Raw genomic sequence first — 19,369 nt, 5'->3', positions numbered from 1 at the left:
TTGTTTTTAGTAACCAGGGTTTTGTTTTAATCCGCGATTAGCATCTAAAGCTGAAGTTGGAATTGGGAACAATTTTCTGAATGCAGGAGACGCAGGTCTGAATTCGTTTGCCAATAAAAATTTATCAAAACGAATCATATCTTGTCTTCTGTGGCCTTCCCAGCTTAGTTCAAAACCTCTTTCGTTATAAATCTCATCAAGAGAAGGATTATGATCTAAAGCACTTAATCCTGCACGCTGTCTGATTTGATCTATAAAAGGTTTTGCAGCTGCGGCATTTCCTAAACGAGCGTTACATTCTGCCATCATTAAAATTACATCTGCATATCTAAAAATAGGGAAGTCGTTAGAAGCTCCTCCACCTGTTCTTGGCGCGACAGGATAAAATTTCACATTACGAACTCCCGCCTGTGGATCTGCTCCTGGATTATCTAATGAAGCAACATCAAGCGTATAATTGAACCCTCCTGGCTGTTCTCCAAACAAATATTGTTTTCTACGAATATCATTCGCATCATATTTTAAGAAAAACGCTTTCGGAACAATAGTACCATTCCAACCGCTAAAACCAAATAAAGCTTGAGCGTGCGCGCCGTATAAACTACGAACTGCATAAACATTACGAGAAACTATATCTAGTGTTGCGTAAATTGGAAGAATAGTTTCGTCTTCTGGAAGAACATCTCCAAATAACTCAAAATACTTGCTTCCTAACGGATTTGCGGCATCTGTAGCGCCAGAATGAAGCGTAAATCCGCCTTCGGCAACTTTGTTACAAGCCGCTAAAGCTTCGTTCCATTTTGGAGTTCCGGTATAAACTTGTGCATTCAAATACACTTTTGCTAACAAAGTATAACCTGCCCATTTATTGAATCTTCCGTAATAATTTCCGCCTCTTGTTCCTGATAATAAATCAACGTTTTCTGTCAATTCTTTTACGATAAAATCATAAACTTCTTTACGGCTTGATTGCGGAATTTTATCAACGGTAATATTATTGTCTGTGAAGAAAGGAACATCTCCATAATCATCAATTAATAAATAATAAAAGAAAGCTCTCAAGGTTTTAGCTTCAGCAATTTTTGAAGCATCGGCATTTGCTTTTTGCAATAAATCTACCGCAAGATTGGCATTGAAAATAGATTTGTAAAGCCAGTTCCAAGTATTGTTGATAATAAAATCTGTTGGAAGCCATTCGTGTTTGTGCAAACGTGCAAAATCCATTTGCCAGTCGCCTGTATTTCTGTGCGGAATAACCTGTTCGTCAGAAGACATACAGTTCATATCGTACCAGCCATTATCGGCTCCGGCATAACCAACGCCACTTGCTCCATCTCGAACAAATTCTCCTGGAACTTGCGCGTATACATTTGCAAGGGCAATATCAGCTCCAGCAGGTGTTCCGTAAAAATCTTCTGCGGGATATTTATCGTACACATTTTCTTCAATATCTGTACAACTAAAAAGTGTCAAGAAACAAATGCTTCCTGTCAATATTATATTTTTGATTTTCATTTCTTTTACTATTTAAATTTTACAGTCAAACCAAACGCCACGCTTCTGGTACGAGGATAAATTCCTCTATCGCCACCGAAGTTATCTCCACCACCGCTTACATTCAATTCTGGATCAATACCTGAATAATCGGTAATTAAGAATAAGTTATTTCCTGTAAGTGAAAGTCTTATAGTATCAATATATTTATCTGTAAAACGGAACGTATATCCCGCTGTAAGATTTTCTAAACGAACAAAAGAACCGTCTTCTAACCATAAATCTGAACCATATGGCGAAGTATAAATTCCGGTTTCTACAGCACTTGCCAAAACATTCGATTTACCAATATTTTCTAATCTGCTTAAGTTAGAACGTAATCCATTATAAATTTTATTTCCTCCAGAACCTCTCACTAACATAGAAGCATCGAAATTTTTATATCGATAAGATGGATTAAATGAGAAAGTGTAAGTTGGTAAAGCTGAACCTGCATAATAACGGTCTGGACTTTTAACTCCTTGATCGATTATGCCGTTTCCGTCACGATCCAAAACGGTCTCAACATTGTTTTCGTTTTTACCTGTATGTTCTAAAATATAAAACGCTCCAATTGGTTTTCCTTTAACTAAAAAAGAGTTTGCAGCTCCCCACGGAACATAATCTGTATTTAAAGGAACTCCGTTAATACTTCCGTTTAGATTAAGCACTTCGTTTTTCATAAAAGAAACATTTCCGCCTAAAGTAAGTGTGCTGTTTTGCGATTTAATTACATCATAAGCAAGCGAAACTTCGATGCCTTTGTTTGAAATACTTCCAACATTTGCCTTAATTGTGTTGTAAGGATATGGAGGCTGAGGTACTGTATAATCAAATAATAAATCTTCTGTTTTTGAAGTATAAACGTCAACAGTTCCTCTTAATCTGTTATCTAAAAGAGCAAAATCAAGACCTAAATTGGTTTGCTTTTTTGTTTCCCATTTTAAATCAGCATTTGAGTTTTGGTAAATGCTGTAATTGGTAATCGGCTGACCTCCAAAATAAGTAATTCCTGAACTTCCAACCAATGAAAGTGATTGTTGCGGAAGAAGACCTTGCTGATTTCCAGTTGCTCCATAACCAACGCGAACTTTCAACTCATTAAATAAATTTTGTTTTTGCATAAAAGGCTCTTTGTCAATTTGCCATGCAACAGATGCAGAAGGGAAATTTCCCCATTTGTTGTTTGCGCCAAATACAGACGAACCATCACGACGAATACTTGCTGTAACTAAATAACGATCTAATAAAGAGTAATTTACTCTTGCTAAAAATGAAACTAAAGTTCTGTCGTTTTTATATGATTCAATATCTCCAGGTCGAATTTTAGTTAAATCACCTAACTGAAGTGCATTAAATGTTGCCTGATCATTCATAAAACCTCTAACCTGTGCAAAATTTCCTTGATAAGCCTGATTTTGCCATTCGTACAACCCTAAAACATTTACGTTGTGTACGCCAAATGTCCTTTTGTAATTTAAACTAAAGTTGGTTAGTTTTTCATTTTGTCTATTGTTTCTAACATTTCCATAACCATTTTGATCAATTGCATAAGCACTAGTAGAAACTACAGGAAGATAGTATCCTTCGGTTGTATTTGTTTTTCTCCAGCTTCCAAACCAGCTTGCCGTTAACCCTTTTGCTAAATCTAAATCTGCTTTTAAACTTGCAAATAAGTTGTCATTTTCACGTTCATTGGAAACTGTTTGTGCAGTTGCATATGGATTTAAATATTGAAATACGTTTGGATCTGTAAAATAAGTTCCGTCTGTATTAAAAACTGGATCTGTCGGTCTAACCAAATAAGCATTTGTTATTAAATTTGAAGTATAAGCAGCCGTTCCAATACTTTGAATAATACTCGTCGTGTTATTAATCCCTGTATTTAAATTAAACGTCAATTTTAATTTATCATCCAAAGCCAATTGAGTTGCCTGAATACGTCCGATATATTTTTTATTGTTTGAATTGATTACAACTCCATCTTGCAAAATTGCACTTAAAGAAGCTCGATAATTGAATTTATCTGTTCCTCCGCCAAAAGATAAAGTATGGGTTTGCGAAATTCCAGTTTGTGTTAAAAGTCCATACCAATCTGTATTTGAACCATGATTGGCAGATGCAGGAACACCAACACTTTGCGCCGCCGCCCACCATTCATCAGCATTTAACATGTGTAATTTCTTTGGAATAAAATCTAAAGAAGTAGAACCGATATATTCAATTGTAGTTTTACCCGCTTTATTCTTTTTTGTTGTAATGATAAGCACACCAGGCGCACCGCGCGAACCGTAAATTGCAGTTGCAGAAGCATCTTTCAAAATATCAAAACTTTCAATTTCGCTTGGCGGAACTTGGTTTAATAAATCCATATTTCCTTGAATTCCATCTACAACTACCAAAGGATCACTTCCTCCAATTAGAGACGAAATTCCACGAATACGAACGCTTGGTCCATTACCTGGCTCACTTCCTAATTGCGTAATATTTACTCCGGCTGCTTTTCCAGCAATTAATTGCAACGGATTCACGATCGCACCTTGATTCATGTCTTTTGAAGCAATAGAAGAAACCGCACCCGTAACATCTCTTTTTGTAGCTGTGCCGTAACCAACCACAACAATTTCTTGTAAATCAGTTGCATCTGGAAGAAGCTGAATATTGATTACGCTCTGATTAGCCGTAACTTTTTTCTCTTTATATCCAACAAAAGAAACCACAATTACAGATTGTGCGCTTTCAACAGTAAGTTTGTATTTTCCATCAAAATCAGTAACCATTCCGTTTCTAGTTCCTTCTTCAATAACAGAAGCGCCAGGTAAAGGCATTCCGTTTTCATCGGTTATGACACCTGTTACGGTTTGTTTTTGAAATTCGATAATCTGTGATTTGAGTTCTGGCTTTTTTAGAATAATCTGTGTGTCACGAATTTTAAATTCGGTTGGGGTTCCTTTAAAAATTCGATCTAAAACCACATATATAGACTGATCTTTTACAGAAATTGAAACCGTTCGATCTAAGTCGATATCGCTCAATTTGTAAATAAATCTGAAATCCGTTTTTTGCTCAATGGTCTCAATAACCTTTTCGATTGTTGAATTGTTTAATTCCAGAGTAACTTTTGTCTTTTGGGCATAAGTATTCCCTCTAATATTAAACATGGCGACCAAAATAAGTAGTGTAGTTAGTTTCAATTTTAGGTCTTTTTGGAACAATGAGTATAGAAACCCATTATTCTTAGATTTTTTTTTCATAATTTTGTTAATTGATTGTAGTTAATTCGTTATATTCAATCACTTAGTTAATCGGAAATTGTTCGCAGCTCTTTCCGATTTTTTTATTTAATACGCTTTTTTCTTCATAGATTTTGGTTGGTTTTAGTGGTTATTTAATTAGTATTTGATTGTTTTTTATCGTGTAATTAATGCCGTGGATATCGTTAAAATAACTCATGACATTTTCTATAGATTCTTCTTTAAAACTTGCGTTGAATTTTTCGTTAGCCAATTTTTCATTTTTATTGATAATCGTAACGTTGTAGCGTCTTTCAAGTTTTGTAATGATATTTTTGAAAGTCATATTTCTAAAAGTCAATCCGCCATTTATCCAAGAAGTGTAGATATCTGTAATAACCGCTTTTGTCGAAATTTTAGCATTTTCTTTGTTGAAACTTCCTTTAAATCCAGGCTTTAAAATGGTATTTTTATTAGCATCAAATTCTTGGTTAGATTGATACATTCCAACAGAACCTTCAACCAAAACAACATCGGTTAAAGGATCTTCGGGATAATTTGAAACGTTGAAATGTGTTCCTAAAACACGAACGTTCAATTCGTCAGCATTTACTATAAAAGGATGTTTTTTGTCTTTTGCCACATCAAAAAAAGCTTCACCGTCAAGAAAAACTTGTCTGTTTTCTCCTGCAATAAATTTTACAGGATATTTTAAAGTCGTTCCAGAATTTAAGTGAACAAACGTTCCATCAGATAATTGCAAACGGAATTTTTTGCCATATGGAATTTTGATCGTGTTGTAAACCAATTTTTCAGGATCTGAATTATTGTCGTAAACCAATTTATCTCCATTTTGATTTCCGATAATATTTCCTTTTGAATCTTTTACTTGAGAAGAATTCTGTTCAGATATGATTTGAGTTTCTCCATTTTCTAATTGCAAGACAATGTCAGAGCTTTTAAAATCAAATTTTTGCTCAACAGGTTTGTCTGTCATATTTTGTTTGTAGAAAAAGCCAATTCCTAATAAAACAACAATCGAAGCGGCAATAGAAATGTATTTTCTGTAATTAGATTTTCTTGCAGGCATTTCGATAACAGATTCTTCTTCTTTTGACGCTGTTAAAATATTATTGAAAATAGAATCTGCTTTTTGCTTGTCCATTTTTGGCATTTCGTCCAAAAGATTCTGAACATTTTCCACAGTCGGAAAATCATCTGTAATCTGATTTTTTTTATAATAAGCAATTACCTCGTCTATTTCTTCGGGCGTGCATTGGTTTAAAACAAACTTTTGTAAAAGACTTTTTATTTCAGGATTTGAATTCATTACGAATTGATTTTATTTCTGGGTTCTTTATATAATACAGCTGAGAATAATTTTAGTACTACTCAAACGTTGTAAATTTTTAAATTTTAACATTTTAATTGGTTTAAGGTGTTGATTTTTAATGATTTGTGTTCTTGGTTTTTTTTAGAAAAACAATGCTAAAGAAATTTTATCAATTGCCTCCAGTTTTAACTGGAGGTCGAAAATGTCATCACAAAAGGCTTTAGCCAAACTATCCTAATTTGGCTAAAGCCCAATTTTACTCACTTCTTAAACCTCCAGCTAAAGCTGGAGGCAATTAAATGTTGTTTTTAGCCACAGATTAAAAAGATTAAAAAGGATTTCAATCTGTGAAAATCCTCTAATCTGTGGCTTAAAAAAGGGTATGAATTATAATCAAAAAAAAATCACTCCGAAGAGTGATTTTAATGGCATTATTGTGGTTTTGGTTAGATAATTTCATCGTGAAGTTGAAAAAAACCGCGCATCGATTCGAGCGCTTTACTCATCTGGTTCCGGACGGTATTTATCGAAATACCTAGTTCCTGACTTATTTCTTCATAGCTCATTCCTTTTTTTCGAGACATTTTAAAAATCTGCCGTCGTTTAGGAGGAAGCTGTTTTATAGCTTGTTTTTGGAGTTTCTTGCAATCGGCTTCCCGAATGGAATAATCTCCGTATTCATGTGATTTCTGACTTTCATAAAAAACAGCTTCTTTTAAAAGAATTTCATTTGCTGCTTTGTTCAAAACATTAAAAGCCTGATTTCTTGCAATTGTAAAAATATAGGCTTTAAATGATTGTTCTATATTTAAATTTTCGCGGTTGAGCCAAACCTTCATAAAAACATCCTGCACATTCTCTTCTGCCGCCTCTTTTGATTTTAAAAGACTAATGCTGTAACCATAAATATCTTGGTAGTATAAATCAAAAAGTTGCCGAAAAGCTTTTTCGTTACCATTTTTGAGTTCACTCACCAATAATTTTTCACTATGGTTTGCTGCTTCTAACAATTTAATTCGCTTTATTTAATTCTAATGGTATTAAACTATCAAAATAGAGGTCTGGTGTCTGACTTCTTGGCAAATATATAAAAATATTATTCGCAACAAATCATATATAAAAAAACTTAATTCGGATTTTTTGTTAGTTTTTTAAATAAAACAGTCAAAAACAACGTCAAGTGGCTTTTATACAAGTAAGTGTTATTTTGACGCTTTAGCCAAATAAAAATTTATTTCGAATTTGACTTTTGAGAATATTCTTATGTGCGAAATATGAAATTGAGGTTTAGGCTGAGTATATTCAAAAAAAAATCCTTTCGTCTTCCTGAAAAGAACAAAAGGATTTCAATATATATAACTCTGATTTTCGAATTAGTTTTTCAAATCTTTTATTACTTTAAAAGCAACATCAACTTGATCTTCTCCAACTAAAATGGTAAATTCATTTGAAGTCGAAATAACTTCATTAATAATAATTCCTTCCCAAGCCAAACGTTGGAAAATGAAGTAGTAAATACCAGGAACAACAATGTTTTCTTTTGGTAATTTTACTGTAATTGAAGCTAAATTATCCAGTTTCTGAATTAATTTCTCTCTCATAAAGTGTTTCTCAACTAAGTGATTTACACTGCTGCTGACAACGATATTAGTTTCGTTTACACCACGAGATGAGGTATAGAAAATATCAGATAAAGCGTTAATATCAGAAATTAAATCGGCTTGTTTGTTCAGAACAGTTTCAGAAGCAGCAAAAGTGTAATCTGTAAGCTCAGAACGAACCGTGATTTCTCCGATATTTTTAATTACTTTATTGATTTTGTGGTTAAGTTTAAAATCTAGTTCTTCCGTTAGTCGTTTTAAAGACATTACAACAGCGCCCTGTTTTACTTCTTTTCCAAACTCACTTTCTAATTCGGTCATAATGTTTCGCGAAAGTGAAGTTAGGTTAATAATTCCGAGCGAGAGGGCATTCAATAAAAATGGTTTTGTTTTAATGTAGTTTTCTACAATAGAAGACACAGTTTTCATAATTCTTTTTTTTTTTTGTAATTCGGTTGGTTGTTAATTTAACATTGCGATGTTATAATTCTTTGCAAATATAAATAAAAAAACAAATTGTTACAATTATAACAATAAAAAATTATGTTAAAAGTGATAAAAAGCGTCGGTAAGATGTTCAATTGCAAATGATTCGCCGTTTTTATGGATGCCAATGATGTCAAAACGGATTTCTAAATCTTCTCCAAAATCCTTTTCCCTATCGTTTATGTAGGCATTTACTGCTTTAATAAGTAATTGAATTTTTTTTGGTTTCACAAAATCTTGCGGAGAACCAAAATCTAAGCTCGAGCGTGTTTTAACTTCAACAATTGCGAGAATCGAACCTTTTTGTGCAATTATATCTATTTCGGCTTTTTGAAAAACATAATTTCGTTCTCGAATTCTATATCCATTTTCTTCAAGATGTGAAACTGCAAGATCTTCACCAAGTTTTCCTAAATCGTTATGTTCTGCCATGATGTTTTTTGTTTCAAGTTTCAGGTTTCAGGTTTCAAGTTGTGCGGTTTATGTTTTTTGCACGCAAAGACGCGAAGTCGCAAAGTGACTTAAAACTTTGCGACTTCGCGTCTTTTCGAGATTTTAATATGTGGTATTTTAAGTTTCCTTAAAAAAGGATTGTAGTTTTATCTTTTAAAAGTAAGCGTACCTCCAGAAGCAGTAACTTCCATTGTAACGGTATTTCCCATAATCAAAGCTCTGTTGTCTCTAATATGACCAGCTGGGAAATTAAAAATTACTGGAATATTGTATTTTTTGGTAACGTCATCGATAATCTCCAAAGCATTTTTGCCCCACGGAACTTCATTATCTTTCATGCTTGTCATTCCGCCAATAATAATTCCTTTTAGGTTTTCGATGCATCCATTTCGTTTCAAATTCATCATCATACGATCAATATGATACAGATATTCATCTAAATCTTCAATAAATAATATTTTGTCTTTGCAGTCAATTGCAGACGGAGATCCCAATAAACTATACAAAATAGATAAATTTCCTCCAACTAATTCTCCAGTCGCACTTCCTAAACGATTCATTGGAGTTGGACTGATAGAATACGAAACCGGCTCTCCAAATAAACTCGCTTTTAGCGAACTTACAGCATCTGGAGTAGCTCTCGGAACGGTTACGGGCATGATTCCGTGAAGCGATTTGTAACCCATCGTATTCAAATGATTATGCAAAACCGTTACATCGCTAAATCCGATAACCCATTTTGGATGTTGTTTAAATTTGCTAAAATCTAATAAATCTAACATTCTAACAGTTCCATAACCGCCGCGAACGCACCAAATTGCTTTAATATTCGGATTGTCTAATTGTTTTTGAAAATCGGCTGCTCTTTGCTCGTCTGTTCCTGCCAATTGATGATAATCTAATCCAATTGTAGATCCGACTACGGCTTCTAATCCCCAGCTGTGCAATAAATCTATTGTTGGTTTTAAGTTGTCGTCAATGTTTTTTCGAGCAGTTGCTAAAAGCGCAACAGTATCTCCTTTTTGTAAATAAGGTGGTGTTATCATGATTTGTTGGGATTGACAAGTGAATGATTGTAAAGCAAAAATAAGAAATGCGACTTTATAAAAAATAAAGTGTTTTTTAAAGAATAAACTGTTTTTCATTGTGATAGTTTTTTTGCTTTTTCATTTTGAATGAAAAACAAATATAGAAAATTTAGAACTTAAAAATATTAGATTTTTCCTACATTTAAATAAAATGATTAATATTGAAACTTTTTAAAATGTAAATTTATGAAGTTTAATAAAATTTGTTTTTACATAATTATTATCGGAATATTTCAGGGTTATTCTCAATCCAAAAAATATAAAATACATACCGTTGCTTTTTACAATTTTGAAAATTTGTACGATACTATAAATGACGAATTTACAAATGATGATGAATGGACTCCAAATGGAGCACAAAATTGGACAACCGAAAAATATCAGCAGAAATTAAAAAATCTGGCAAGAGTTATTTCTGAAATTGGAACACCTGAAAATTCAAATGCACCAGTATTAATCGGTGGAGCTGAAATAGAAAATCGTGGAGTTTTAGAAGATTTAATAAACGAGCCAAAACTACAAGAATTAGATTTCGGAATTATTCATTTTGATTCTCCAGATAAACGCGGAATTGATGTCGCATTGCTGTATCAGAAAAAATATTTTAGACCGATTTCATTTTCTAATATTCCGCTCATTATCTACAAAAATAATATTCTAAAGAAAGAAGAAATTTTAGATACAGAGGATGAAGAAATTGAAGTTAAGAAAGAAATCAAGAATCGTGTTTTTACGAGAGATCAGCTTTTGGTTTCGGGATTTTTAGAAGATGAAGAAATTCATATAATTGTCAATCACTGGCCGTCAAGATCTGGTGGCGAAAAAGCAACAAGTTTGTTTCGCGAACCTGCCGGAAAATTAAACAGAAAAATTATCGATTCTCTGCAACAAATTAATCCGCAAGCTAAAGTTTTAACTATGGGAGATTTTAATGACGGGCCTTCAAACAATAGTATAAAATTGGGATTAGAAGCAAAAGGCAAAAAATCAGAAGTAAGAGAATTTGGCACTTTCAATCCGTTTGAAGATTTGGAAAATAAAGGATTGGGAACACTTGCTTATCGTGATTCTTGGAGTCTATTTGATCAAATTATAATGACGGAATCGTTTATTAAATCTGATTTTTCAACGTATCAATTTTGGAAAGCGGGTATTTTCAACAAACCTTATCTCATTCAAACTTCTGGAAAATATAAAGGTTATCCTCTACGAAATACGCTTGCAGAAGCTGGTTTTAGCGATCATTTTCCAGTTTATATTTATTTGATACGAGAGAAATTGTAGAGGCGCACTGCAGTGCGTCTACACTTCTAAAAGAAATAACAAATGAAACTATAAGATGCACTGCGGTGCATCTCTACAATTTCACTAACTTAGCTTTTCAAAATTTAGAATTAGAAAAATGGCTATAGCAAAACCTTTCAACCTCACAAAATGGATCGACGAAAACCGTCATTTATTGAAACCGCCAGTTAGAAATAAAAACTTATATGTTGATTCTGGAGATTATATTATAATGATTGTGGCTGGTCCAAACGCTCGAAAAGACTATCATTATAACGAAACAGAAGAACTTTTTTATCAGTTAGAAGGAAGTATAAAAGTGGTGATTCAGGAAGACGGAGAGCGAAAAGAAATGGAATTAAATGCAGGCGATATGTATTTGCATCCAGCAAAAGTGCCACATTCTCCAGTTCGTTCTGAGGGTTCTATTGGTTTAGTCATAGAAAGAAAACGTGCAGGACAAGGTTTTACAGACGGTTTGCTTTGGCATTGTGACAATTGTAATCATAAACTTTACGAAGTGTATTTTGAACTTCATAATATAGAAAAGGATTTTCTTCCTCACTTCGAACATTTTTACAATTCAGAAGAATTACGAACTTGCGATAATTGCGGAACTGTTATGGAAAGTGATCCGAGGTTTGTGGCTAAAAAGTAATATATAATAACAGTATCGAACCCGACAAGTTTTTAAAACCTGTCGGGTTTTTGTTAAAAGAGAGAATTTTGTATCATTTTTGATATATATTTGTATCATAAACGTTATTAAAAAGTAATATAAATGATACAAGAAATTATCGCATACAAAAATATAGTTGAAAATATTGAGAGTCTAATTGATAAATCAACTTATAAGAGAAACTATATTATTGAAAAAGTTGGTATTTCGAGTCCAACGTTTTATAGAAAATTGAAATCACATTCATTTACTCCTGATGAAATGCTTTCAATTGCAAAAATTCTTTCTCCAGAGGAAAATTTTAAAATACAACTAAAAGCCGACATTGCACAGGGGAAACTTGATTATATAAATGGAGATTATATAACTCATGAAGAAATGCTTGCAGAATTAAAAAGAAAAAATCTTATCTAAAAATTTTGCAGATTTAAAAAACTCAAAGGCTTTTGACGATTATTTGAGAAAGCTATTAATATTATGTCATCTTCGTTTATTTCATAATATAATTTAACCTGTTTTGAAAGAACAATTTCTCGGCATTCCAGTTTTGCATTGTATTTGCCCAATTCAGGATTATTTTCGAGTAAATTGATAATATGCAAAGAGTCCTTTATGAATTTTTGTAATATCGCTAAAGTCCAATATTGTTCTAAATAATATTGAATGTTATAAAATGTATAATTCGCTTTTTTTGACCAAACAATTCTCATTATAAAGTTTAGATTATCTGGTAAAAATATAAAAAATAACTTACAAAATAATTTCTATAACTCGAACTTTTTCCCTTGTTCAGGATAAATAATCTTTAATCCTAAATCATTTTGATTTTTTAATTGCTCTTTAATTTTGACAATATTTTTTGCTGGAGGCTTCAAATGTGTAATAATGATTTTGAAGTTTTCTAAAGAACCTTTTCCTGCCAAATCTTCTAAAACATGAAGTTCTTTCATTAAATAATTTGGTGTTAAATGTCCAAACAGAAATTTATCTGGCTGTTCATTTGGAAATGAAACTTCAATAAAAATTCCTTTTAATTGTTTTGCTTTAACTAACGGCGCAATTGCTGTCCATAAATCTTGAAGATTATTGCTTTTTTCTACTTCGTCTGGTCCTGTATCACCTAAATACAACGCATAATTATTTTCACTTTTAACTAAAAAAGCGGTACTCTCAAACGGATTGACATGACTTAGAGGAAAAGCTTTAACCGTCATAGTTGTGTTGGTGAGAGGAATTTCTTCGTTTAAATTTAAAGTCTGAAAATGATATTTTTTTAAAGGAAAACCTGGACCTGCATCTCCAAAATTTGCCCAGGTCTGATCGTTGAAATAATGATTTTCCATCATTTCCATACATTTATTAGTCGCATAAACCGTTTTTGAAGAGTCGGCGGGAGAATTAATAATCAAACCCGAAACATGATCTAAATGCGCATGAGAAATCAAATAGCCTTTTATGTATTTTTTTAAAACTTCGCTAACAGAAACTTTAAAAGTTTTCTTTTCGATTGCTTTTTCAATTCCGGCATTTATTGTTCCCGCATCTAAAGAAATAAAATCATTTGTGTTTGAAGGGGCAAGTAAATAAGCAGAGAGATTTTTTTCGTCAATTCCGCCTTTTACTCCTAACGGAACTACTTGAAAAGAAGATTTGTCTTTTTGAGAAAAAACATTTGTAGAAATTAAAAGAATGCAAAGTAGAAGTGAACCAAAAAATTTCATATTTTTTTATTTGAGAATGCAAATTTCACTAAATAAACTGAATAAATAGAAACTTTACTTCTCTTATTAGTATTAAATAACCTTAAATTTACTCTCATTTATGAATTAAGTTTCAATTAAAATTAATTTTAAAACAATATCTTTACAATAAAAATATAACAATTTTAACCAAAAAAGTTACAATGACAACAATAGCATCACAATTTGGAATGACGGAAGCTCTTGAAAAATTGGGCATCAAAACGATAAATGAAGGGACATCAACAGGAATTAATAATTTTTCTTCTGGAGAAATCTTAGAAAGTTATTCGCCAGTTGACGGCAAATTAATTGCTTCTGTAAAAATGTCAACAAAAGAAGATTATGAAAAAGTAATCCAAACGGCTGCTGAAGCTTTCAAGATTTTTAGATTGATTCCAGCGCCACAGCGTGGTGAAATTGTACGTCAGTTTGGAGAAAAATTGAGACAAAACAAAGAAGCTCTAGGTAAATTGGTTTCTTATGAAATGGGGAAATCATTACAAGAAGGATATGGCGAAGTTCAGGAAATGATTGATATCTGCGATTTTGCTGTTGGTTTATCTCGTCAATTGCACGGATTAACTATGCATTCTGAAAGACCAGGGCATCGTATGTATGAGCAATACCACTCTTTAGGAATTGTCGGAATTATTTCGGCATTTAATTTCCCAGTTGCCGTTTGGTCTTGGAACACGGCGCTGGCTTGGATTTCTGGTGACGTTTGTGTTTGGAAACCTTCTGAAAAAACGCCTCTTTGCGGTATTGCATGCCAAAATATAATTGCTCAAGTTATTAAAGAAAATAATCTTCCAGAGGGAATTTCTTGTTTAATAAATGGAGATTATAAAATCGGAGAATTGATGACTGCCGATACTCGTATTCCGCTTATTTCGGCAACAGGTTCAACTCGTATGGGAAAAATTGTAGCGCAAGCAGTCGCAGGAAGATTGGGAAAATCGCTTTTAGAACTTGGTGGAAACAATGCTATTATTGTGACTCCAGATGCCGATATAAAAATGACTGTTATTGGTGCTGTTTTTGGAGCTGTAGGAACGGCTGGACAAAGATGTACTTCAACACGAAGATTAATTATTCACGAAAGTATTTATGACAAAGTAAAAGACGCTTTAGTAGCGGCATATAAACAATTACGAATCGGAAATCCGCTTGACGAAAATAATCACGTTGGACCTCTGATTGATACTCATGCTGTTGAAATGTATGCAGCAGCTTTGAATAAAGTTGTGGCTGAAGGCGGAAAAATTTTAGTTGAAGGCGGAGTGCTTTCGGGAGAAGGTTACGAAAGTGGTTGTTATGTAAAACCAGCCATTGCAGAAGCCGAAAATTCATTTGAAATTGTACAGCATGAAACCTTTGCTCCAGTTTTATATTTGATTAAATATTCTGGTGAAGTTGAAAATGCAATCGAAGTTCAGAATGGTGTTGCGCAAGGTCTATCTTCTGCAATTATGACGAATAATTTACGCGAAGCAGAAAGATTTTTGTCTGTTACGGGTTCTGACTGTGGAATTGCAAACGTAAATATTGGAACTTCTGGAGCGGAAATTGGAGGTGCTTTTGGCGGAGAAAAAGAAACTGGCGGAGGACGTGAATCTGGTTCTGATGCTTGGAAAATTTATATGAGACGCCAAACAAATACGATCAATTATACAACAAATCTTCCTTTAGCTCAAGGAATTAAATTTGATCTGTAAATTAGAATTATTCAAAAGAAAAAAAGGCTTCCTCTAATGTAGGAAGCCTTTTTAGTTAAGTTAGTTTTTATTTTTTAATTAGTGTTTGGTTAAATGATCCGTCTTCTGTGTAAATTTTGGCTAGATAAGTACCAGGAATTAGACTGCTGGTATCAATGCTTTCAGATTTTCCTGAAGTAATTACTAAATTTCCAGAAATATTGTAAATAAGTATTTTTTCTACTTTTTGATTGGCATCAGATACATATAAAGTGCTTGAAAAAGGATTTGGATACAATACGATTTTAGTATTTTCAATTACTACAGAATCTGTTACTGGAGCAACTTTTAAAGTGGTTCCTCCACTGTAAGCTGTGCTGATATAAAACAGATTAGCGACAGAACCTTTTGTTATAGTGTGCGAACCAGCAGCAATAGATGCAGTGACAATACCGGCAGAAGCTGTGTATGACACATTATCTACTTTGATAGTTCCTGTAAAATTAGAGTCAAAAACTAAAGTTAAAGTTGATGAACTTGTTGTTGTATATGTTATTGTTGTATTTGATTCAATTTTTAAGCGTTCTGTTAATGTTAATCCGTTATAAGTTACAGATCCAGTCGTAGAATTCATATTTCCAGTGATAGAGTAGAAGCTGCTCGTTTTACCTGAAGTAGTAAAATTATGAATTTCATTTCCTCCACCAGATCCTGTGGTAACTGTTATGTTTCCTGATGCTGTTGCCGGCGAACCTGCACTTCCTGAAGTTGTTACCGAATATGGAACATTTGCCGTTGGTGTACCTGAAATTGTAACCGTTTTTGATGTTGAATTTTTCACAAAAGTTAATCCATAAGCTGGTAGTCCTGTTACAGTTGCATCGGTTGCATTTCCGCCCCAAGTAAATACAATAGAAGAAATTGCAGTTCCAGAAGAAACAGTTTGATTGTTGTTTCCTGTGGAAGTTAAAGTTTGATTTCCCGAAGCCGTCACTGTTACAGTTCCTGAACCAGTGGCAGGGGAACCACTAGTTCCAGAAGTTGCAATCGAGTACGAAACTGTTACTGTTGGAGTACCCGAAATAGTTATGGTTTTAGCTGTTGAATTTTTTACAAAAGTCAATCCAGAAGCGGGTAATCCTGTTACTGTTGCATCTGTCGCATCTCCGCCCCAAGTAAACACAATTGAAGTAATTGATGTGCCACTTACAATTGTTTGATTATTGTTTGAAGAAGAAGTTAAAGTTAGAGTTTGGGTTCCAGCTGGCGGATTTCCTTCTCCTTGTACTGAAACTAAAGTTCCTGTATAATTGGTAAGAGCTGATTTTAGTGCTGTAATAACTAGTGAAGAAGTATCTTCAGTTGCGTTGTTGAAAGTCCATTGTAAATCTCCTCCAGAAACGCGTCCAGCGTATTGCATTGTTTTGGTTTTAGCTGCAGCAGGCTGATCGATTGTCAAATTTTTTACATATAAAGTGGCGTCAGTATCGAAGTTGTTATAAGTATTTGCTCCAGATTTAGATTTTACAGTATTGCTTACTACTTCTCCTCTTGTAGTGGCAACATAAGCATCGAAATCAGTTGTGGAGCTAATTTTTCCAGATATATTATATAATGGATTTGGATCATTATAAGCCACAAAACGCATATTGTTTGTTCCATTTGAAGCATCGAAAGTATTGTTGAAAGCCTTTATACTTCCGCCTGCTTCACCAGAAAAAGTTCCCATTGTTCCGGCATTATTCACTTGATTGGTTTCATCCCAAATATCAGAACCCTGAAGCGATGTTAGCATCGGATGTTTACTATTTCTAAAATAATTTCCTTCAACAAAAAGAGAAGAACCCATTGTAGATCCTGCACCGTATTTAGCAACACCATCATAATAATTGTTATAAATATGTGCTGAATAATAGCGAACGCGCGGATGACGAGAATCAGAATGATCAAACCAGTTGTGGTGGTAAGTGATATATAGTCCCGAAGTTGTTCCTTCGCTTAAACCCAATAAACTCGCTTTGCCATTATCCCAAAAGTGATTATAAGAAAGTGTAATGTAAGTTGAAGTTTTGTTATCTAAAGCGCCATCACCTTTTATCTGGTCGGCATCACTTCCTGCATTTCCGTAGAATAAATCACAGTTATGAACCCAGATATGATCATTATCTTGTTGCATTCCAACATTGTCTCCCGCTGTACTGTCACAATTCATGAATCCGATGTTGTTTACTTCAATGTTCGAAGCAGATTTAAGACGTACGCCCCAGCCATTTGCAACGGCATCATTACCAATACCTTCAAATGTTACATAACTAGAAGCGTTGTTATTATTTTCTATAACTACGTCGCCACCTTCCATAACAGTCATATCGGTTATATTTCCAATTAAGCGAATAATAAATGGTCGCGTATCTTTCCCCTTTTTGATTGCATATAGAATATTTTGTAAACCAATGCAAGGATTTGAACTTGCCCCAGTAATATTCATCGAGATCGTGTTTTTTGTATTTTGGGTAATGTAAAGTATTACCGCATTATCCTTTGGGGTTCCATCAACTTTATAACCTCCAGGAATACGGCCGCCTTCAAATGCAAAGCCATTTCTGTCGTGGGCAGATACAGTTAAAGTTCCTGTCGTAGCACCAGTTCCTTCTATGCCATTTACAACTGGTTTTACTTTCACAGTGTAGGATCCAGCTTTAAGGCCTGGAATGTCTGCTCGGAAATACGAACCGTAACTTCTGATTAGTTGGTCGTCTATTTTCTTGTCTGTAAATCCGTTACCGGTGTAATACACATTGTAAGTTTGTGCTCCACTGACAGGTTGCCATTTTACAAATGCGGTTTCTAACCAGCCCGATGCTTCATTAATTTGAATAGTTTGTGCCCATAGCTGTACGGTCATGAGAAAGACCGCTACGAAAAGTAGGTTTTTTTTCATAAGTGTTTGTTTAAGATAGTTAATAATAAGTAAGTGGCTTTACTTTCAACTACAAGTGGTTTAATTGTAATCGATTACACAAAATTATATAATAATTTTTATTAATATAATTTTTGTTGAATATTTAAAGAATAATTTATTTATAAAGCTGTTTGGTTGTTAAAAATGTAATAAATTGCATAAATTGTAATTTATTACATGATCATTTTATTATAAAAAACCTTACGGTCATTAGCTTTTAAGAATCTTATCGAATTAGAATCAATAATGTATTAAAATGATAATAAATTTTAATTACATAAATTACATTTTAATTTTTGTAGGAAAAATATTTTATTTTGTTTTTGAATAAAAGAATATTCTGAAAATTTTTTAGATAATTCGTATTGAAAATTAAAAAATTAACAGAAAAAGCCTTTTTGATTTACTCAAAAAGGCTTTAAATTTTTATTATAAAGAGAGAATTAGTCTTTGCTTGAAAGTTTTAATAAAAGTCTTAAGAATTCGATATACAACCAAACTAATGTAATCATTAATCCCATTGCTCCATACCATTCCATAAATTTTGGCATTCTTTCTCTTGCTCCTTTTTCAATTAAATCAAAATCTAAAAACAAATTAAGAGCAGCAATAACAATTACAAAAACGCTAATACCAATACTCACAGTAGAATTTCCATAATGAATAGGCTGAAAATTGAAGATCAATGAAGCAAGCCAAGAGAATAAATAATAAGTAGCAATTGCCAATGTTGCAGCAACAACGACAGATTTAAATTGTTCAGTAACTTTAACAACTTTGAATTTATATAATCCAAGGCAAACTAAAAAAGTAACCAACGTCGCTCCAACTGCATTGATAACAATTCCAGGAAATTTTAATTCAAAGATGGCAGAAATTCCTCCGATAAATAAACCTTCAAATAAAGCATATCCTGGTGCTAAATAAGGTGAAGCCTGAGGTTTAAAAGCAGAAACAATAACAAGAATGAAAGCAACAATTGCACCTCCAATAGTTGGTAGCATTGGATTTATTTCGTTGAATGCCATCCACCATGTTACCATAGCAGCACCACATAAAATTAGGAATAAAATAGCAGTTTTGTTGATGGTTCCAGACACCGTCATTTCTTGATTGTAATCAATAATCTGAGCTTGGTGTACTTCAGTTCTAGGTTCAGCATTAGATGAAAAACGCTTACTGTTTAAGAATGGGTTTTTTGAATTAAAGTTCATAATGTAATACATTTAATTGAACTCAAATATATGGAGATTTTTTGAAGTGCAATTCTGAGATGGAATT

General features: G+C 33.2%; 15 protein-coding genes. 4 read left to right on the top strand and 11 right to left on the bottom strand.

The genetic code is table 11. The features are described from left to right. Positions 1 to 6 precede the first annotated feature (6 nt). The 7 genes from P0R33_RS11765 to P0R33_RS11735 form a co-directional block, all read right to left on the bottom strand. The gene (locus P0R33_RS11765; RefSeq protein ID WP_276175618.1) at positions 7 to 1,515 is read right to left on the bottom strand and encodes a RagB/SusD family nutrient uptake outer membrane protein; all 1,509 of its coding nucleotides are present in this window, start codon (positions 1,513 to 1,515) and stop codon (positions 7 to 9) included. 8 nt (positions 1,516 to 1,523) lie between these two features. Then, entirely contained in the window at positions 1,524 to 4,727 is a 3,204-nt protein-coding gene (locus tag P0R33_RS11760) for a TonB-dependent receptor (protein WP_276175617.1), read from the bottom strand. 190 nt (positions 4,728 to 4,917) lie between these two features. Continuing rightward, positions 4,918 to 6,096 (bottom strand): FecR family protein, encoded by a 1,179-nt coding sequence (locus P0R33_RS11755; RefSeq protein ID WP_276175616.1) that lies wholly within the window; start codon positions 6,094 to 6,096, stop codon positions 4,918 to 4,920. Positions 6,097 to 6,545: 449 nt separating this feature from the next. Continuing rightward, positions 6,546 to 7,109 carry an RNA polymerase sigma-70 factor gene (locus tag P0R33_RS11750; RefSeq protein ID WP_276175615.1) on the bottom strand — a complete coding sequence of 188 codons (564 nt, stop codon included), beginning with the start codon at positions 7,107 to 7,109 and terminating at the stop codon, positions 6,546 to 6,548. A 363-nt stretch (positions 7,110 to 7,472) separates the two neighbouring features. Beyond that, a complete protein-coding gene (locus P0R33_RS11745) occupies positions 7,473 to 8,129 on the bottom strand; it encodes a hypothetical protein (protein WP_008466087.1) in 657 nt (218 codons plus the stop codon). A gap of 117 nt (positions 8,130 to 8,246) precedes the next feature. After that, positions 8,247 to 8,618 (bottom strand): YraN family protein, encoded by a 372-nt coding sequence (locus P0R33_RS11740; RefSeq protein ID WP_276175614.1) that lies wholly within the window; start codon positions 8,616 to 8,618, stop codon positions 8,247 to 8,249. Positions 8,619 to 8,785: 167 nt separating this feature from the next. Continuing rightward, positions 8,786 to 9,685, bottom strand: coding sequence for an LD-carboxypeptidase (locus P0R33_RS11735; protein WP_276175613.1), 900 nt, complete (start codon positions 9,683 to 9,685; stop codon positions 8,786 to 8,788). A 228-nt stretch (positions 9,686 to 9,913) separates the two neighbouring features. Here P0R33_RS11735 and P0R33_RS11730 point away from each other — a divergent pair, with 228 nt between their 5' ends. From P0R33_RS11730 to P0R33_RS11720, 3 genes are all read left to right on the top strand, one after another. Then, entirely contained in the window at positions 9,914 to 11,011 is a 1,098-nt protein-coding gene (locus P0R33_RS11730; RefSeq protein WP_276175612.1) for an endonuclease/exonuclease/phosphatase family protein, read from the top strand. A gap of 118 nt (positions 11,012 to 11,129) precedes the next feature. Then, the gene (locus P0R33_RS11725) at positions 11,130 to 11,669 is read left to right on the top strand and encodes a 3-hydroxyanthranilate 3,4-dioxygenase (protein WP_276175611.1); all 540 of its coding nucleotides are present in this window, start codon (positions 11,130 to 11,132) and stop codon (positions 11,667 to 11,669) included. 123 nt (positions 11,670 to 11,792) lie between these two features. After that, entirely contained in the window at positions 11,793 to 12,104 is a 312-nt protein-coding gene (locus P0R33_RS11720; protein WP_276175610.1) for a hypothetical protein, read from the top strand. Here P0R33_RS11720 and P0R33_RS11715 read toward each other — a convergent pair. Both P0R33_RS11715 and P0R33_RS11710 read right to left on the bottom strand, forming a co-directional pair. Further along, positions 12,101 to 12,400, bottom strand: coding sequence for a type II toxin-antitoxin system RelE/ParE family toxin (locus P0R33_RS11715; protein ID WP_276175609.1), 300 nt, complete (start codon positions 12,398 to 12,400; stop codon positions 12,101 to 12,103). The genes P0R33_RS11720 and P0R33_RS11715 overlap by 4 nt on opposite strands. A gap of 54 nt (positions 12,401 to 12,454) precedes the next feature. Beyond that, positions 12,455 to 13,411 (bottom strand): 3',5'-cyclic-nucleotide phosphodiesterase, encoded by a 957-nt coding sequence (locus P0R33_RS11710; RefSeq protein WP_276175608.1) that lies wholly within the window; start codon positions 13,409 to 13,411, stop codon positions 12,455 to 12,457. Between the two features lie 182 nt (positions 13,412 to 13,593). Between P0R33_RS11710 and P0R33_RS11705 the strand changes: the two genes are divergently transcribed. After that, the gene (locus tag P0R33_RS11705; protein ID WP_276175607.1) at positions 13,594 to 15,147 is read left to right on the top strand and encodes an aldehyde dehydrogenase family protein; all 1,554 of its coding nucleotides are present in this window, start codon (positions 13,594 to 13,596) and stop codon (positions 15,145 to 15,147) included. Between the two features lie 67 nt (positions 15,148 to 15,214). Here P0R33_RS11705 and P0R33_RS11700 read toward each other — a convergent pair whose 3' ends face one another. Further along, positions 15,215 to 18,067 carry a T9SS type A sorting domain-containing protein gene (locus tag P0R33_RS11700; protein WP_276175606.1) on the bottom strand — a complete coding sequence of 951 codons (2,853 nt, stop codon included), beginning with the start codon at positions 18,065 to 18,067 and terminating at the stop codon, positions 15,215 to 15,217. Between the two features lie 464 nt (positions 18,068 to 18,531). Continuing rightward, the gene (locus P0R33_RS11695) at positions 18,532 to 19,302 is read right to left on the bottom strand and encodes a Bax inhibitor-1/YccA family protein (protein ID WP_276175605.1); all 771 of its coding nucleotides are present in this window, start codon (positions 19,300 to 19,302) and stop codon (positions 18,532 to 18,534) included. Positions 19,303 to 19,369 lie beyond the last annotated feature (67 nt).

The sequence above is a fragment of the Flavobacterium sp. YJ01 genome, assembly GCF_029320955.1.
Lineage (GTDB): Bacteria > Bacteroidota > Bacteroidia > Flavobacteriales > Flavobacteriaceae > Flavobacterium.
The sequence above is the reverse complement of the archived record's forward strand: the minus strand, read 5'-3'. Positions and strand labels throughout refer to the sequence as shown.

Coding starts and splice junctions, on each gene's coding strand:
- P0R33_RS11705 (WP_276175607.1), top strand. CDS start 13,594: ATGACAACAATAGCATCACAATTTGGAATGACGGAAGCTCTTGAAAAA.
- P0R33_RS11700 (WP_276175606.1), bottom strand. CDS start 18,067: ATGAAAAAAAACCTACTTTTCGTAGCGGTCTTTCTCATGACCGTACAG.
- P0R33_RS11725 (WP_276175611.1), top strand. CDS start 11,130: ATGGCTATAGCAAAACCTTTCAACCTCACAAAATGGATCGACGAAAAC.
- P0R33_RS11720 (WP_276175610.1), top strand. CDS start 11,793: ATGATACAAGAAATTATCGCATACAAAAATATAGTTGAAAATATTGAG.
- P0R33_RS11710 (WP_276175608.1), bottom strand. CDS start 13,411: ATGAAATTTTTTGGTTCACTTCTACTTTGCATTCTTTTAATTTCTACA.
- P0R33_RS11740 (WP_276175614.1), bottom strand. CDS start 8,618: ATGGCAGAACATAACGATTTAGGAAAACTTGGTGAAGATCTTGCAGTT.
- P0R33_RS11695 (WP_276175605.1), bottom strand. CDS start 19,302: ATGAACTTTAATTCAAAAAACCCATTCTTAAACAGTAAGCGTTTTTCA.
- P0R33_RS11735 (WP_276175613.1), bottom strand. CDS start 9,685: ATGATAACACCACCTTATTTACAAAAAGGAGATACTGTTGCGCTTTTA.
- P0R33_RS11715 (WP_276175609.1), bottom strand. CDS start 12,400: ATGAGAATTGTTTGGTCAAAAAAAGCGAATTATACATTTTATAACATT.
- P0R33_RS11745 (WP_008466087.1), bottom strand. CDS start 8,129: ATGAAAACTGTGTCTTCTATTGTAGAAAACTACATTAAAACAAAACCA.
- P0R33_RS11765 (WP_276175618.1), bottom strand. CDS start 1,515: ATGAAAATCAAAAATATAATATTGACAGGAAGCATTTGTTTCTTGACA.
- P0R33_RS11730 (WP_276175612.1), top strand. CDS start 9,914: ATGAAGTTTAATAAAATTTGTTTTTACATAATTATTATCGGAATATTT.
- P0R33_RS11755 (WP_276175616.1), bottom strand. CDS start 6,096: ATGAATTCAAATCCTGAAATAAAAAGTCTTTTACAAAAGTTTGTTTTA.